Source organism: Vannielia litorea, from assembly GCF_018424695.1.
Taxonomy (GTDB): domain Bacteria; phylum Pseudomonadota; class Alphaproteobacteria; order Rhodobacterales; family Rhodobacteraceae; genus Vannielia; species Vannielia litorea_A.
In genome coordinates, this window is the sequence record NZ_QTNQ01000005.1 from 13712 (window position 1) to 28566 (window position 14855).

At 66.7% G+C, this 14855-nt stretch carries 14 protein-coding genes and 1 tRNA gene; 4 read left to right on the forward strand and 11 right to left on the reverse strand.

The window, feature by feature from the left end:
- Window positions 1-114 precede the first annotated feature (114 nt).
- Entirely contained in the window at window positions 115-1704 is a 1590-nt protein-coding gene (locus DYI42_RS03130) for an AMP-binding protein (protein ID WP_213544466.1), read from the forward strand.
- Here DYI42_RS03130 and DYI42_RS03135 read toward each other — a convergent pair.
- From DYI42_RS03135 to DYI42_RS03150, 4 genes are all read right to left on the reverse strand, one after another.
- The gene (locus DYI42_RS03135; protein WP_342344597.1) at window positions 1688-2641 is read right to left on the reverse strand and encodes a glycosyltransferase family 8 protein; all 954 of its coding nucleotides are present in this window, start codon (window positions 2639-2641) and stop codon (window positions 1688-1690) included. The genes DYI42_RS03130 and DYI42_RS03135 overlap by 17 nt on opposite strands.
- Window positions 2632-4221 (reverse strand): glutamine-hydrolyzing GMP synthase, encoded by a 1590-nt coding sequence (gene guaA, locus DYI42_RS03140; RefSeq protein ID WP_213544468.1) that lies wholly within the window; start codon window positions 4219-4221, stop codon window positions 2632-2634. Before guaA ends, DYI42_RS03135 begins: the two co-directional genes overlap by 10 nt.
- Before the next feature lie 79 nt (window positions 4222-4300).
- A complete protein-coding gene (locus DYI42_RS03145) occupies window positions 4301-4471 on the reverse strand; it encodes a hypothetical protein (protein ID WP_213544469.1) in 171 nt (56 codons plus the stop codon).
- Between the two features lie 58 nt (window positions 4472-4529).
- Window positions 4530-5246: a DUF2270 domain-containing protein gene (locus DYI42_RS03150; protein ID WP_213544470.1), complete on the reverse strand. Its 717-nt coding sequence runs from the start codon at window positions 5244-5246 to the stop codon at window positions 4530-4532.
- A gap of 179 nt (window positions 5247-5425) precedes the next feature.
- On the opposite strand from DYI42_RS03150, the gene DYI42_RS03155 reads away from it, so the two are divergent.
- Window positions 5426-6985: a trimethylamine methyltransferase family protein gene (locus DYI42_RS03155; RefSeq protein ID WP_213544471.1), complete on the forward strand. Its 1560-nt coding sequence runs from the start codon at window positions 5426-5428 to the stop codon at window positions 6983-6985.
- A gap of 27 nt (window positions 6986-7012) precedes the next feature.
- On the opposite strand, the gene DYI42_RS03160 is transcribed toward DYI42_RS03155, so the two are convergent.
- Window positions 7013-7360 carry a DUF6477 family protein gene (locus DYI42_RS03160; protein WP_244867469.1) on the reverse strand — a complete coding sequence of 116 codons (348 nt, stop codon included), beginning with the start codon at window positions 7358-7360 and terminating at the stop codon, window positions 7013-7015.
- A gap of 229 nt (window positions 7361-7589) precedes the next feature.
- Here DYI42_RS03160 and DYI42_RS03165 point away from each other — a divergent pair, with 229 nt between their 5' ends.
- Window positions 7590-8714: a DUF6456 domain-containing protein gene (locus tag DYI42_RS03165; RefSeq protein WP_440870619.1), complete on the forward strand. Its 1125-nt coding sequence runs from the start codon at window positions 7590-7592 to the stop codon at window positions 8712-8714.
- Window positions 8715-8790: 76 nt separating this feature from the next.
- On the opposite strand, the gene DYI42_RS03170 is transcribed toward DYI42_RS03165, so the two are convergent.
- Window positions 8791-9456, reverse strand: a complete 666-nt coding sequence (locus DYI42_RS03170; RefSeq protein WP_213544473.1) for a VIT1/CCC1 transporter family protein — start codon at window positions 9454-9456, stop codon at window positions 8791-8793.
- 257 nt (window positions 9457-9713) lie between these two features.
- Between DYI42_RS03170 and DYI42_RS03175 the strand changes: the two genes are divergently transcribed.
- A complete protein-coding gene (locus DYI42_RS03175; protein ID WP_213544474.1) occupies window positions 9714-10628 on the forward strand; it encodes a hydrogen peroxide-inducible genes activator in 915 nt (304 codons plus the stop codon).
- Between the two features lie 117 nt (window positions 10629-10745).
- Here the strand turns inward: DYI42_RS03175 and DYI42_RS03180 are convergent, their stop codons facing one another.
- The 5 genes from DYI42_RS03180 to DYI42_RS03200 all read right to left on the reverse strand — a co-directional run bounded on the left by DYI42_RS03180 (window position 10746) and on the right by DYI42_RS03200 (window position 14832).
- Window positions 10746-11828 (reverse strand): 2'-deoxycytidine 5'-triphosphate deaminase, encoded by a 1083-nt coding sequence (locus tag DYI42_RS03180; protein ID WP_213544475.1) that lies wholly within the window; start codon window positions 11826-11828, stop codon window positions 10746-10748.
- A 77-nt stretch (window positions 11829-11905) separates the two neighbouring features.
- A tRNA-Pro gene (locus DYI42_RS03185) sits at window positions 11906-11982 on the reverse strand.
- Between the two features lie 76 nt (window positions 11983-12058).
- Entirely contained in the window at window positions 12059-13312 is a 1254-nt protein-coding gene (locus DYI42_RS24145; RefSeq protein ID WP_244867471.1) for a MerR family transcriptional regulator, read from the reverse strand.
- Between the two features lie 50 nt (window positions 13313-13362).
- Window positions 13363-13665 (reverse strand): integration host factor subunit alpha, encoded by a 303-nt coding sequence (gene ihfA / locus DYI42_RS03195; RefSeq protein ID WP_213544476.1) that lies wholly within the window; start codon window positions 13663-13665, stop codon window positions 13363-13365.
- Between the two features lie 192 nt (window positions 13666-13857).
- Window positions 13858-14832 (reverse strand): beta-ketoacyl-ACP synthase III, encoded by a 975-nt coding sequence (locus tag DYI42_RS03200; protein ID WP_213544477.1) that lies wholly within the window; start codon window positions 14830-14832, stop codon window positions 13858-13860.
- Between the last annotated feature and the right edge of the window lie 23 nt (window positions 14833-14855).

Genomic DNA, 14855 nt, shown 5'->3' on the forward strand with positions numbered 1-14855 from the left:
TGCCACAGGCGGGCCGGGGGCGCAATCTCGAATGCTGCAAGATGATCTTGAGGCCCGCACACCCGTTGGCAAACCAGGGCCTTCGCGGCACTGTGGCTGCAGGGAGGACATGGGATGATCGAGATCGAAGGGCGGGTGATCGGCGAAGTCTTCGCCGAGGCGGTGGCCCGGGTGCCGGAGGCGGAGTTTCTGGCGGCACCGGGGGGGCTGTCGTTCAGCTATGCCGCAGCGGCGGCGGCGGTGGCGGAGGCCAGGACTGCGCTGGCCGCGGCTGGCTACGGCCCGGGCCACCGGGTGGCGCTGCTGCTCGGCACGCGCCCCGAGCACTATGTCCTGAAGCTGGCGATGAACGCCCTCGGCATCTCCTGCGTGCCGATCAACCCCGATTATCGCCCCGGCGAGCTGGCCTATGTGCTGGAGGATTCCGCCGCGCTGCTCCTCGTTGCCGCGCCTGAGCATGCGGGCCTGGCCAGTGACGCGATGAAGGACATGACAAAACCGCCTCTTCTCAGCCTCTTCGAGGGCGATCTTGAAGTGCCGCCCGCGCCCTGTCCGGCGGGTGCCGGGCCGCTCACGGCAGAGAGCGAAGCCAGCCTTCTCTACACCTCCGGCACGACCGGGCGGCCCAAGGGCTGCATCCTGAGCCATGACTACGAGCTGCTGATGGGCGCCAGCTACCTGCGCCCGCGCGGCGCAATGGCGGTGACAGGGGCGGACCGTGTGTTCAACCCGCTGCCAGCCTTCCACGTCAACGCGGGCGTGCTCACCTTCTTCGGCGTGATGCTCGCTGGGGGGTGCCTGATCCAGCCGCCACGGTTTTCGGCCAGCTCCTTCTGGGACGACTGCGCCGAAACCCGCGCGACGCTCTTTCACTACCTCGGCGTGGTGATCTCGGTGCTGATGGCCGACCGCACGGCGGGGTCGGACCGGCTGGGCGCACTGCGGGCGGGCCTCGGCGCCGGGGTTGAGCCAGCGCTGCACGTGGCGTTCGAAAACCGCTTTGGCATCCCTCTGGTGGAACTCTGGGGGATGACCGAGATGTGCCGGGTGCTCTCGATGGAGGAGGAGCCGCGCCACATTGACACGCGGGCCATGGGCCGGCCGCGCGACGACCTCGAAGTGCAGGTCTGGGATGATGCTGGCCGCGAGGTTTCGCGCGGCACGCCCGGCGAAATGGTCATCCGCCACTCCCAGGCGACGCCCCGGCGCGGCTTCTTCTCGGGCTATCTGAACAAGCCCGAGGCCACCGCAGAGGCCTGGGAGGGCGGTTGGTTTCACACCGGCGATACGGTGGAAATGGATGAAGAGGGCGTCATAACCTTCTTGGATCGCAAGAAAAACATCATCCGAAGGGCAGGAGAAAACATCGCCGCCGCCGAGGTTGAGAACGTGCTGTTCGAACATCCGGCGGTGGAGAACGTGGCGGTGGCACCATGCCCCGATGAGACCCGCGAGGAGGAGGTGCTGGCCGCCATCAAGCTGGCGCCGGGCCATGCGGCCAGCGCCGAAACCGCCCGCGCCATCTTCGACGCCGCCTTCGCCCGCATGGCCTATTACAAGCCGCCGGGCTGGGTGCTCTTCGTCGAGGAAATCCCGGTGACAGGCACGCAGAAGGTGCAAAAACACGCGCTCTTCCCCCCCGGCGAAGACCCGCGCGAAAGGCCGGGCATCCACGACCTGAGGGCGCTCAAGAAACGGCGCTAGCGGCTTTGCGGCGGGCGAGTGCAGTGGCGAGATCTTCGCCCATGCAGGCGACAGCCAATGCCATCTCTTCACGGTAGCGCGCGAGCACACCCGCCGCCGGCGGGTTGATGGGCGTGGCATCGGGAGCCCATGGTTTGACGCTGCCCCAGCAGTGCAGGATTTTCGGTGCATTGCGGGAAGCACGATAGGCGAGGCGGCGATGCAGCGGCATAGGGGTCTTGCCGGAACGGTGGTTGCACCAGCCAGAGTTCCATTCCGGCGCAAGCTGGGTGATCGCCCCGCGCATGACGTGGTTGATCCAATCCTGATCGACAAAGGGTGTTTCATGGGTTTCCCGAAACGCCAAGGCCGCCTCTACATCGCAGAGCTTGTCGAACAGCGCCGCATGGTTTGGGTTTTCGAAGTCCACCACGAGAACACCGGTGTTGATGTAGCTGTCCAGATCAACAAGATGCCCGATCCGTTGCAGTTTTGTGGGCAACCATGGCTCCCGCTGTGCAGGGTCTCGGCCACGGCGCACGAAGGCCTGCATGCGCTCGCAGGGGTAGTCGCGCACGCCTCCCACCGGATTGCCCCTCAGTTTGGCCCGAAAAAGCGGGCCGATATCGGCGCAGACCAGCGTGTCTCCATCGAGGTAGATGAGGCGCTTTCCAACAAGGTCGCGGAGCAGAAGGCGGCCATAGGTCGCCAGGGTCCAGCTTGGCCCCACTGATCCGGTGGGGAGGTTCATTTTTGTCAGGTGGAAACGCGCCTGGGGGAATTTCGCCCCCAACCGCTCGACCCATCGCTCGGCATGTGGAGTGATTTGATCGAGGCAGAGCCAGATCTCCGTTGCACCGCTCCTGTGCCGCAAGAGGGAGTGCGCCGTCACCAGAGAGGGGGCAAGAAAGCCGTCATCGCAGCAAAGTGCAACGCGCGGTATCTCGCTCATTCCCATTCGATGGTGCCGGGAGGTTTCGAGGTGATGTCATAGGTCACCCGGTTGATCCCCGGCACCTCGTTGATGATGCGCGTGGCGGTTTCGCCCAAGAAGTCATGGGTAAAGGGGTAGTAATCCGCCGTCATCCCATCGACCGACGTGACGGCCCGCAGCGCGCAGGCGTAGTCATAGGTGCGGCCATCGCCCATCACCCCCACCGTGCGCACCGGCAGGATGGCGACGAAAGCCTGCCAGATCTCGTCGTAAAGCCCGTGCTTGCGGATCTGGTCGATGTAAACGGCATCGGCCTCGCGCAGGATATCGAGCTTCTGCGGGGTGATCTCGCCGGGGCAGCGAATGGCAAGGCCCGGGCCGGGGAAGGGGTGGCGCCCGATGAAACTGGCGGGCAGGCCCAGCTCGCGGCCAAGGGCGCGCACCTCGTCCTTGAAGAGCTCGCGCAAGGGTTCCACCAGCTTCAGCCCCATCTTCTCGGGCAGGCCGCCCACGTTGTGGTGGCTCTTGATCGTGACCGAAGGCCCGCCGGAGAAGGACACGCTCTCGATCACGTCGGGATAGAGCGTGCCCTGCGCCAGAAACTGGACGCCCTCAATCTCGTCGGCGTGCTTCTGGAACACGTCGATGAAGAGCTTGCCGATGATCTTTCTCTTTGTTTCCGGGTCGCTTACGCCGTTGAGTTCACCCAAAAACAGGTCCGCCTCATCGGCGTGGATCAGCGGCAGGTTGTAATGCTCGCGGAACATGCCCACCACTTCCTGCGCCTCGTCCTTGCGCATCAACCCGTGGTCGACGAAGACGCAGGTCAGCTGCTCGCCGATGGCCTCGTGGATCAGCACGGCAGCCACCGAGGAATCCACGCCGCCCGAGAGCGCGCAGATCACCTTTGCGTCGCCCACCTGCTCGCGGATGCGCGCCACCGCCTCCTCGCGATAGGCGCCCATCGTCCAGTCGCCGGCAAAGCCCGCGAGCTTCACGAAATTCTGGTAGAGCGTCGCGCCGTTGGGCGTGTGGTGCACCTCGGGGTGGAACTGCACGGCAAAGAAATTGCGGCTGACGTCGGCGGTGATCGCGAAGGGCGCGTTGGGCGAGGTGCCATAGACTTCGAAGCCGGGCGCGAGCTTGGCCACGTGGTCGCCATGGCTCATCCACACCTGCTCGGGCCCGTCGAGGAACCAGCCTTCGAGCAAGGGCAGGCGCGCCTCGCTCGGCGTCACCTTGGCGCGGCCGAACTCGGCCGTGCCGCCGCCGCCGGTGTTCTTGCCGCCGTGGACCTTGCCGCCCAGGTCTTCCATCATCGCCTGCTGGCCATAGCAGATGCCGAGGATCGGCACGCCGAGGTCATAGACCGACTGCGGCGGACGCGGCGAGCCTTCGCGGGTCACCGTATCCGGCCCGCCAGAGAAGATCACCGCCTTGGGGGCAAACTCGGCCAGAAAGGCATCATCCACCGTGTTGAAGGGGTGGATCTCGCAATACACGTTCAACTCGCGCAGCCGCCGCGCGATCAGCTGCGTCACCTGGGAGCCGAAGTCGATGATGAGAAGGCGCTCGTGGTGGCGCTCGGGAAGGGATGTGCTCATGGGGCAAGGCAATATTGCGCGGCGGGGCAGGGTGCAAGCCTGCAAAGCTTCGCAACCCAAGCCGCGCGGGCATGCACTCCTAGCGGGTGAACAGGTTCACCAGCACCGCGCCCATGATCCAGATCGCAAATGCGACAACGATCGCCGTGGTGAAGGAATAGGCACCGCCCGGAACGCCGATCAGAAAACCCACCACCCCGGCGCCACCGACAAGACCCATCAGCTCCCTGCGTTTGGCTTTCAAACTCATCGCAGCCTCCATTCTTCTGGAGCCTGCCACGCCCACGCCCGCGCTGCCTTGATCTGCCTCAGCCCATCGAGCTGGAACTCTTCTTGCCCCGGCGTTCGGCGAGAGCCGCATCGTGGCGGTAACTCCAAAGCGCGATGCCCGCCCAGCTCACCACGTAGATCACCCCGATCCCGATCACCACCTCACCGGGCAGCGGCCCCACATCGGCCCGCGCGACGACCTGTGCCCAGCTTTCCACCGAGGTCGGGTGCACCACAAGCTTGCCGCCATAGGCGAGGGACTGGATCAGCAGGATCCAGAGGTAGTTGCGCCGGATGCGCCGCCCGAGGGCCACGAACATGCTCACATGGTAGCGCGGGCGCAGGTAATCCTCGCTCAGCACCTTCTGCCACTCGTCTTCCATGTGCAGATCGCCGTCATAGAGCATCGGCGCGTAGAAATGGGTTTCCATCCATCGCGCCCGCGCCCGCCAGACGTTGAAGTAACGGTAGCGCCGCGCCTCCAGCATCAGGAACAGCAGGATCAGCACGCCCACCAGCACCAGCGGCAGGGGCGAGGCTTCGCGGGAGGAGTAGGAAATGGACAGCGCCACGCCCAGTGTCACCACGGCCCAGTTGGTGGTGGTGTCCAGCCGGGTGCGCCAGATCGTGCTGCGATAGACCTCGCCGCGATAGAGGTGCGCCAGCGCGGTGATCTCCGAGGAGGTGAGCGTCAGCCGTTCTTCCGTGCCGCGCCGGGCCTCTCGCGCAGGGGCGGTGCTGGCGGATGCTGTCATGGCGGCCTCCCTCCGCAATGGAAGGCCATTGTGCACGGGGCAGCGGCCCCGGTCAAAGGTCGTGCCTGGGGTGGTTCATGTCGCTTTTCCCCCCGAGGCGGCGCAATCCGGCCTCGGCGTGCCGCTGCCATCGGCTATCAGGCTGCAAAGGCAACCCTTCTGAGGGAAAGGATTCGCATATGGCCGAGGCAGCAGCGGCAGAGGGCAGGCGGCGCGGACGTTCGGGCGGCGGAGCCGCGCGGCGGGCCGAGCGGACGGGGATGAAGATCGAGGCGGCCAGGTTCATCACCCGCGCGATCCCCAACCTGGAGATCCTCAACGAGGAGGCGCTGGAGATCATCGAGGCCAATGCCGAGACCGTTCTGGAAGAGATCGGTGTGGCCTTCGTGGAGAACCCCAAGGCGCTGGAGCGCTGGCGCGAGGCAGGGGCCACGGTGGAAGGCGAGCGCGTGCACATCCCGCGCGGCCTGGCCCGCAAGCTCTGCGAAACCGCGCCCGGCCAGTTCACCCAGATCGCCCGCAACCCCGAGCGCAACGTCGAGATCGGCGGCAAGAACCTCGTGCTCGCCCCGGTCTACGGCCCGCCCTTCGTGCGCGACAACTCGGGCGGCCGCCGCTATGCGGTGATGCGCGATTTCGAGAACTTCGTGAAGCTTGGCTACATGTCCAAGTGGCTGCACCACTCCGGCGGCACAGTCTGCGAGCCGACCGACATCCCCGTCGCCAAGCGCCACCTCGACATGCTGATGGCGCATATGACCCTCAGCGACAAACCCTTCATGGGCTCCGTCACCGAGCCGAGCCGCGCCGAGGATTCGGTCGCCATGGCCGAAATCCTCTTCGGCGGGCTCGAAGGCGGGCTGAACGGGCGCTGCGCGATGACCTCGCTCATCAACATCAACTCGCCGCTCACCTTCGACTCGGTGATGATGGGGGCGCTCGAGACCTATGCCGAAGCGGGCCAGGCCTGCATCATCTCCCCCTTCATCGTCGGCGGCGCGATGGCGCCCGTTTCGGTGGCGGGCACGCTGACGCAGGTGCTGGCCGAGGTGATGGCCGGCGTGGCCTACTCCCAGCTCGTCAAGCCCGGCGCGCCGGTGATCTTCGGGGCTTTCGTCACCTCGATCGACATGAACTCCGGCGCACCCACCTTCGGCACCCCCGAGGCCAGCCAGGTGACCTATGGCGCAGGCCAGCTCGCCCGCCGCATGGGCCTGCCGTTCCGCTCCTCGGGCTCGTTCAACGGCTCCAAGCTGCCCGATGCGCAGGCCGCCTATGAAACCGCCAACTCGCTGAACATGGGGCTGCTCTCGGGCGTCAACTTCATGCTGCACGCCTGCGGCTGGCTCGAAGGCGGGCTGGTGAGTTCTTATGAGAAATTCGTGATGGACGCCGACCAGCTCGGCATCCTCCACCGCCTCGCCGCGCCGGTTCCGGTGGATGACAACGGGCAGGCGATGGATGCCATCCGCGAGGTCGGCCCCGGCGGCCACTACCTCGGCTGCGCCCATACCCAGGCCAACTACCAGACGGCCTTCTGGAAATCCGAAGTGCTCGACTACAAGCCCTTCGAGACCTGGGAGGAAGAGGGCGGGCGTGATACCTCCACCCTCGCCTCCGAGCGGGTGGCCAAGCTGTTGGCCGCCTATGAGGCCCCGGCGCTCGACGCGGGTGTGCGCGAAGAGCTTGAGGCCTTCGTGGCCAAGCGCAAGGAAGTGCTGCCCGACTCCATGTCTTGAGCAGGCCTGAGCGGTCGGGCGACGGCTTCAGCCCGGCTGCACGGGGCCCTGCGGCAAGAGCCGTGCCTCCGCCATGAGGGCAATGAGCACCTCGACATGGCGGATGACCGAGTAGGTTGAAAGGCCCGACTGGCGCCCCTCTTCCATTTCGGCTTCCGTGTCCATCAGGTCGCGCAGGGCCTTGGTCGGTGCGGGCAAGGTCGTCACCCGCATGATCCGCTTCAGGTCGCGGGTGCGCGAGTAATCGGACAGCCCGAGGCGCGCGGCGCGAATCAACAGCCTGGGGCGGCGAAGCCCTCCCAAAGGGCCGTCGGTCTTTCTCTTCTGGTGGCCGCCGGTGGCTTGCGGGTTTGGACTTGGGGTCTGGTCGGTCATGGTTTTGCTCCTCGTGATTGCCGGTTGAGCCTGACACAGCCAGAGCGGGTGTTGCGCAATCAGTGGGAGAGCGAACGCAGCCGCAGCGATTTATCATGAATTTTCTACAATTCTGAATCACACGACGCATTGTTAACTTCTGGGTAACTAATTCGCCTCTAGGTTGTATGTGCTGGAGACATACAAGACAGACCAAAGACTGCCGAAGGGGACGGACGGAATGACCGGAATTCACGGAGACGTGGAGGACTCCGAAGCGGTGCCTGACTGGGTGCCCAGAAGTGCCTTGCACTACCTGAACCACATCGAGGCGGGCCATTCGATCCGCGGACTTGCGCGGCGCGAGGGCGTCCATGCCTCCACGATCCTCAGGCAGATAAGGCGATTTGAACAGCGTCGGGATGATCCGCTTGTCGATGAGGCTCTTGCCAGCCTCGGGCAAGCTCACTTCAACCTCAGGGCTGCCACCGGCCAGGGCCGGGGCGCCAGGGAGACGCTGTCCATGAGCCGCCATTTCACCCCCGACCGCAAAGTCTGTGACGAAGCAACCATCGCCCGCGAGGGCCGCCGCATCCTGCGCCGCTTGTCCGAGAGCGGCGCGGTGCTCGCCATCGCCGTCGACATGGAAAAGGCCGCCGTGGTGCGCAGCCTCGCCGATGGCCGCTCCACCCGCACCGCCGTGGTGGACCGCGAGGTGGCGCAGGCCTTTGCCCTGAAAGAGTGGATCGCGCTGCGCAAGCCGGGCCGGGTGGCCAGCTACGCCATTACCGCCGCAGGCCGCGCCGCGCTGAAGCGGATGCTGGCCGAGACCGAAGGGGCAGGGGGATTCGCCGAGGCGATGACCCCCTTTGCGATGCAGCATGCCGACATCGAAAAGGCCGATGCCGGCGAAGAGCGGCCTCGCAAGATCCGCTACAACCGCGCCGAAAGCCCGATCACCGCGCTGGCCCGCCGCCGCGAGAAGGATGGCAAGCCCTTCCTCTCCGCCGATCTCGTCGCCGCCGCCGAGCGCCTGCGCGAAGATTTCGAGATGGCCCAGATGGGCCCGCGCGTGGCCCAGAACTGGGATAATTTCCTCACCGCCGGCACCCGCGGCCAGTTCAACGCCGCCTCGGGCCCTGCAAACGGACCCTCCGCCAGCCGCGAGCGGGTGGCGGGCGCGCTGCGTGATCTTGGGCCGGGCCTTGGCGACATGGTGCTGCGCTGCTGCTGCTTTCTCGAAGGGCTGGAAGCCGCCGAAAAGCGCATGGGCTGGTCGGCCCGCTCGGGCAAGATCGTGCTGCGCATCGCCCTCCAGCGCCTGAAGCGCCACTATGAGGAAACCTACGGCCCCGAGGCCAACATGATCGGCTAAGCCCGGCCGTCTAGAAAACAGGGCGAGCCACCGGCTCTGCCGAAACCCGCGCGTGCCCTGCCTCGCGCGGGTTTTCTCACCCCACGATCGCGCCCACGGCAAAGGCGACAAGGGCACAGAGCACGCCAACGCCGAGCACTTCGGCCAGAGCCCGCCACAGCGCCTCGCCGGTGGCCCGGGCCCGCAGCGCGCCGAGCGCAACCAGCGCCAGCAGGCTCGCGCCCACCGAGGCGCCGAGGCTGCCGGCCTCCGGCCCTGCCAGCAGGTAGGGCAGCAGCGGCACAAGCCCGAAGGTGAGAAACGCGCCGAATGTCACCAGCCCGTCCACCAGCGGCCGCGCGCCGCGCAGGTCGGGCATGGCCACGCCCGCCCCTGCCAGGAGGTCCGCCACCAGGTCCGGGCTTTCCTCCAGACAGGCGGCGGCCCGTGCCGCGGTGGGCTGCGACAGGCCCCGGGCCTCCAGCATCCGCACCAGCGCAGCCCCATCGGCCCCCGCCAGCACCCGGGCACGTTCGGCCCGGTAGAGCGCCCGGGCAGAGCGGGTGGAGAGAAACTCGCCCAGCCCCATCGACACGCCGTCGGCAAAGAGATTGGCCAGCCCGAACACGAGCACGGCCAATGCGCCAATGCCCGCCGCGCCTTCTGCCTCGGCCCCTGCGAAGCCCGCCACGATGGCGAAGGTGGTGACGATGCCGTCATTGCCACCGTAGGTGATCTGCTTGAGATGCTGCGTGAGCCGCATGGGGGCCTCCGTTGCAAGTGGGGCCATTATCCCCGCGCCAGCCTGCCACGCCTTGCGCAAGGTCAAAAGGCGGGTGCCGGCTGGGGACAGGCACCCGCCAGAAACCAGGCCTTCTGGCACGGTTTCATTCGTCGAGACCGAACCCAGAGGGTTCGCCTCCTGCCACGCGGCGCGGCGGCGGCGCTTGAGCGGGGGTGTGCCAGAGCATTGGCATAAATTGAAATTGCATATTCTATAGCCTGCCATTAGCTGAAGTTATGAACCTGACCCTCCGACAGCTCCGCTCCTTTGCCGCGCTCGCCGAAACCGGCAGCTTCGTGCGCGCCGCCGAGCGGGTACATGTTTCGCAACCGGCCCTGAGCCAGCAGATCAAGGAGATGGAGGCCCAGACCGGCCTCAGCCTCGTGGAGCGCCAGCCGAGGCGTGCCGTGCTCACACCGGCGGGCCATGAGTTGCTGACCCATGCGCGCGCAGTGCTGGGCGAAATGGATGCGCTGGAACGGGCCGCGCGCTGGCAGGAGGGGCTCGGCGGGCGGCTGGCGCTTGGGGTGATCCCAACGATCGCCCCCTATCTGCTGCCTGTCGCCCTCCCGCTGATCCGGTCCCGCAACCTTTCGCTGGAGCTTCGTGTGCGCGAGGCCCAGACCGAGCGCGTGCTGGATGGCCTGGAGTCCGGTCGGCTGGATGCGGCGGTGGTGGCGCTGCCCTCCGGGCGGCCCGGCTTCGTGGAAGAGGAGCTGTTCGAAGACCGGTTTCTGCTGGCGGGGAATGCGGCGACGCTGACGGGGCAGGGCGCCGGGCTTCGTCCCGAGGCGCTCGATCCGGGCCGCCTTCTGCTGCTGGAAGAGGGCCATTGCCTCGCTGATCAGGCGTTGGAAGTCTGTGCGCTGCGGCGGTCCGACACGCGGGTCGATCTTGGGGCCTCCTCGCTCGCAACGCTGGCCGGGCTCGTGGCCGAGGGCTTCGGCTTTACCTTCCTGCCCGAGCTGGCCGCCGCCTCCGAATGCGCCGCCTCGCCCAACCTCGCCCTGCGCCGCTTCGGTGCACCTGAGCCAGCCAGGCGAATCGGTCTGTTGCGCCGCGCCACATCGCGGGACGATGGCTGGTTTACCGGGCTCGCAACGCTCTTGCGCGAAGCCGGACAGGCCCGCCTCGCCCAGGCCCCGGTCTGAGCGCCAAGTAGAAGAAAATTCCCGAATTTTCTTCCTGCCCTCAAAAATCTTCCTGAAGATTTTTGCGTCCGGGTGGCTGGTGTGAAAAATCTTCGTGAAGATTTTTCTGTGCCGCCCTCAGGTCTGGAAGTGTTTCGACAGTTTCAGCCCCTGGCCCTGATAGTTCGAAGCGATTTCGGCGCCGTAGAGCCGCTCGGGTCGTGCGGCCATCTGCTCGTAGATCAGCCGCCCCACGACCTGCCCGTGCTCCAGCACGAAGGGTGCCTCGTGACAGCGCACCTCCAGCACGCCCCGGCTGCCCGCACCGCCCGCCTCTGTGTGGCCGAAGCCGGGGTCGAAGAAGCCCGCATAATGCACCCGGAACTCCCCCACCAGTGCGAGGTAGGGCGCCATCTCGGCGGCGTACATCGGCGGAATCGTCACCGCCTCCCGGCTGACGAGGATGTAGAAGGCCCCCGGGTCGAGGATGATTCGCCGCTCATCGGTCTCGATCCGCTCCCAGAACGCGGCAGCCGGGTAGGCGCCGATCCGGTCGAGGTCGATGATCCCGGTGTGCGGCTTCGCGCGGTAGCCCACCAGCCCGCCATCGGCCGGCGCCAGATCGACCGAAAAGCCAAGCCCGTCGTCGATCACCGCTTCACCGTTCACCAGTGGCACCTCGGCATGGAGCGCGCGCAGCGCCGCGTCATCGAGCACGGCCTGACCCTGGCGGAACCGCAGCTGGTTCAGCCGCATGCCGGGCCGCACCAGAACCGAAAAGCTGCGCGGGCAGATCTCGGCATAAAGCGGGCCCTCGTAGCCTGCCGGCACCCGATCGAATTCGACGCCCCGATCCGTCACCAGCCGGGTCAGCAGATCGAGCCGCCCGGTGGAACTCTTGGCATTGGCCACAGCCGTCAGACCGGGCTCCAGCGCGAGGCTCTCCATCAGCGGCACCAGATAGACGCAGCCCTTTTCCAGCACCGCGCCTTCCGCCAGCGAAACCTCGTGCATCTGAAACTCGGCCAACCGCTCACGCACCGTGGCTTCCTTGCCCGGCAGAAATGAGGCCCGGACGCGGTAAGCGACTGTGCCCAAACGCAAATCAAGGCTCGCGGGCTGGATCTGCTCTGCCGTGACATCGGGCTTTCCGCGCAGACTTCCCCGCGCGATCATTGCCGCAATCGCCTGTCCCGGCAGCACGCCCAAGCCTTCCGTCATCGCTCACGGCCTCCTGTTCGGACCTGTTCAATGCAAACGCCCGCGACCCTTTCGGGTGCGGGCGTTCATGAAACTCTTGGTCGGGCTAGCAGGACTTGAACCTACGACCTTCCGTCCCCCAGACGGACGCGCTACCAGACTGCGCCATAGCCCGACGTTCGGGCTTTTTAGACGATTCTGCGGTCCATGCAAGGGGAGATCGGTGCCCTCTATTTGCGGAGCCGAAAACCTCAGCCCATCCTCTCGCGCAACGCCAGCAGGCGCTCGTAGAGCGGGCGCAGCTGCCCGGTGTCGAGGGTGGCCTGAGGGCGGGCGGTGAGCCGCTGGGGCATCGGCATCTCCGGGTCGGGAGAGACAGCGGCGGCAAAATCCACGGGCTCGGGGGCAGGGGCCTCGTCTTCGGGCGCCTCCTCGGTGACGTCTGAATGAGCCTCGGCCCTGTCCGGCATTTCTGCCGCACCAACGCCCGCAAACCGCGAGTCGCCCAGCGGCGGCGGCCCGGGGCTGACAGGCGGAATCGTCGTTTCGCGGCCTTCCATCGGCTTTCGGATGAAGCTCGGCAGTGCCAGTTCGTCGTCGTCCTCTTCCGCCGTGGCGGCAGGATCGGCAGGTGAGATGGGCGCCACCTCGCGCGCGGCGGCGGCGGCCTCCTCTTCCGTGTCGGCGCTGAAGATATTCTCAGGCGGTTCCGGCTCCACCGCAGGCGCAGGCTCTTCGCCGGTCATGTCCACGGCCTGCTCCGGGCCATCGCGCTGAATGTGCACCTCTGCCGCGGGCGCAGGTTCTTCGCCTTCCATGCTGACGGCAGCCTCGAAGACGTCGGGCTGGCGCTCCACTGCCGGGGCGGGCTCTTCGCCGGTCATGTCCACGGCCTGCTCCGGGCCATCGCGCTGGATATGCACCTCCGCCGCCGGTGCAGGCTTTTCACCTTCCATGCTCACGGCAGCCTCGAAGAGATCAGGCTCTACCGCCGGGGCGGGCTCTTCGCCCGTCACGTCCACGGCCTGCTCCGGCCCGTCGCGCAGGATATGCACCTCCGCCGCAGGGGCCGGGTCCTCGCCGGTCACTTCGATTGTCGCCGCGGGCGCGGCTGAGGGCTCAGGGGCCGGATGAACATGCACCTCGGCCTCCGTCTCGGGCACCATTGCTGCTGCGGCCTCGACGCCTGAGGCGGGGGTTTGGGCGTCCGCCGGGGCCTCTTCCGCTGCGTCAACGGGGGGCGACAGCGCGGCCACGGCCTTTACGCCGTTCTCGCGGATGAACTTCTGCGCGCCCTTGATCGTCAGCCCGTCTTCATGCAGCAGCTTGCGGATGCCGCCCAGCAGCTCCATGTCGGCGGGGCGGTAGTACCGCCGCCCACCGGCCCGTTTGAGCGGTTTGACCTGCGAAAACTTGCTTTCCCAGAAGCGCAGAACATGGGTCTGCACGCCCAGCCAGTCGGCCACTTCGGAGATGGTGCGAAAGGCGTCGGGCGCTTTTCCCATGGGCTATCCCTTGCTCTATTCCCTCTCGGCCCCCGCTCTCGCGGCGGGAGTCACTTCCGGTTGCCGTCGGCGACCCGGTCTTTCATCAGGTGCGAGGGCCGGAAGGTCAGCACCCGGCGCGGGCTGATCGGCACTTCCTGGCCGGTCTTGGGGTTACGGCCCACCCGGGCGGCCTTGTCGCGCACCGAGAAGGTGCCAAAAGACGAGATCTTCACGCTCTCGCCCGCCACCAGCGCATCCGACATATAGGCCAGCACGCTCTCGACCAGCTGTGCGCTTTCGTTTCGGCTGAGGCCCACCTCGCGGAACACCGCTTCGCTCAAGTCCATCCGCGTCAGTGTCTTGCCGGCCATGTTCGGTCCCCCGTTGGTTTCGGATCAGGATGGGGCAGGGGATATTCCGAGTCAATATCAGGGGCTTGGAAGGTGCTGTTTATTCACCAGTTTCAGCTAAAGAGGGCGGAGGAGGCGCGGGATTTCCTGCCCGCGTGGTGAAACTGAGCGCCCAAGCCGCGCCTTCGCCAAGGGTGAGTCGGCCCGCGCGGGCTACCAGCGCAGCACCACCGCGCCCCAGGCCAGCCCGCCGCCGATCGCCTCGCAGACCACGACCTGCCCGGGTTGAATATGGCCTTCGGCCACGCCCACGGAAAGCGCCAGCGGGATCGAGGCGGCGGAAGTATTGCCGTGGTCCTGCACGGTCACCACCACCTTTTCCATCGGCAGGCCCATTTTCTTGGCGGTGGCGCTGATGATCCGAAGATTGGCCTGGTGCGGCACCAGCCAATCCACCTCCGCGCCACTCAGCCCGGCCTTGTCCAGCGCGGTGTGGGCGGTGGCGGCCAGCTTTTCCACCGCGTGGCGGAACACTTCCTTGCCCTGCATCCGCAAGAAGCCGGTCGTGCGGGTCGCCGAGGGGCCACCATCGACGTAGAGCAACTCGCGGTAGCGCCCGTCGCTGTTGAGATCGGTTGCCAGCACGCCCCTGTCGGCAGAGGTGCCGTCGCCCTCTTCGGCCTCCAGCACCAGCGCGCCCGCCCCGTCGCCGAAGAGCACGGCGGTGGCGCGGTCTTCCATGTCGAGAATGCGGCTGAAGGTTTCTGCGCCGATCACCAGCACCCGTTTTGCCTGCCCGCCGAGGATCAGCCCCTGGGCGTTCGACAAGGCAAAGACGAAGCCTGCGCAGACCGCCTGAATGTCGAAGGCAAAGCCGTTCTCCATCCCCAGCTCGGCCTGCACCATGGTCGCGGCGGAGGGAAAGGTAAAATCCGGGGTCGAGGTGGCCACCACGATGGCGTCGATGTCCGAAGGTGCCAGTCCGGCCTGCGCCAGCGCGGCGCGGGCGGCCTTCGCGGCCATCTGGCTGGTGGTTTCGCCCGGGGCCGCGAAGTGCCGCCGCTCGATGCCCGAGCGCGAGACGATCCATTCATTGGACGTGTCCAGACGATCCTCGAACCAGGCATTCGGAACCACGCGGTCGGGCAGATAATGCCCGACGCCCTTCACAACGGCTCGCACCACCATGCTCTCAGATGCCTCTTGTTGTT

Coding starts and splice junctions, on each gene's coding strand:
- DYI42_RS03175 (WP_213544474.1), top strand. CDS start 9,714: ATGAACCTGACCCTCCGACAGCTCCGCTCCTTTGCCGCGCTCGCCGAA.
- DYI42_RS03135 (WP_342344597.1), bottom strand. CDS start 2,641: ATGGGAATGAGCGAGATACCGCGCGTTGCACTTTGCTGCGATGACGGC.
- DYI42_RS03180 (WP_213544475.1), bottom strand. CDS start 11,828: ATGACGGAAGGCTTGGGCGTGCTGCCGGGACAGGCGATTGCGGCAATG.
- DYI42_RS03130 (WP_213544466.1), top strand. CDS start 115: ATGATCGAGATCGAAGGGCGGGTGATCGGCGAAGTCTTCGCCGAGGCG.
- DYI42_RS03170 (WP_213544473.1), bottom strand. CDS start 9,456: ATGCGGCTCACGCAGCATCTCAAGCAGATCACCTACGGTGGCAATGAC.
- DYI42_RS03155 (WP_213544471.1), top strand. CDS start 5,426: ATGGCCGAGGCAGCAGCGGCAGAGGGCAGGCGGCGCGGACGTTCGGGC.
- DYI42_RS03160 (WP_244867469.1), bottom strand. CDS start 7,360: ATGACCGACCAGACCCCAAGTCCAAACCCGCAAGCCACCGGCGGCCAC.
- DYI42_RS24145 (WP_244867471.1), bottom strand. CDS start 13,312: ATGGGAAAAGCGCCCGACGCCTTTCGCACCATCTCCGAAGTGGCCGAC.
- DYI42_RS03200 (WP_213544477.1), bottom strand. CDS start 14,832: ATGGTGGTGCGAGCCGTTGTGAAGGGCGTCGGGCATTATCTGCCCGAC.
- guaA (WP_213544468.1), bottom strand. CDS start 4,221: ATGAGCACATCCCTTCCCGAGCGCCACCACGAGCGCCTTCTCATCATC.
- DYI42_RS03145 (WP_213544469.1), bottom strand. CDS start 4,471: ATGAGTTTGAAAGCCAAACGCAGGGAGCTGATGGGTCTTGTCGGTGGC.
- ihfA (WP_213544476.1), bottom strand. CDS start 13,665: ATGGCCGGCAAGACACTGACGCGGATGGACTTGAGCGAAGCGGTGTTC.
- DYI42_RS03150 (WP_213544470.1), bottom strand. CDS start 5,246: ATGACAGCATCCGCCAGCACCGCCCCTGCGCGAGAGGCCCGGCGCGGC.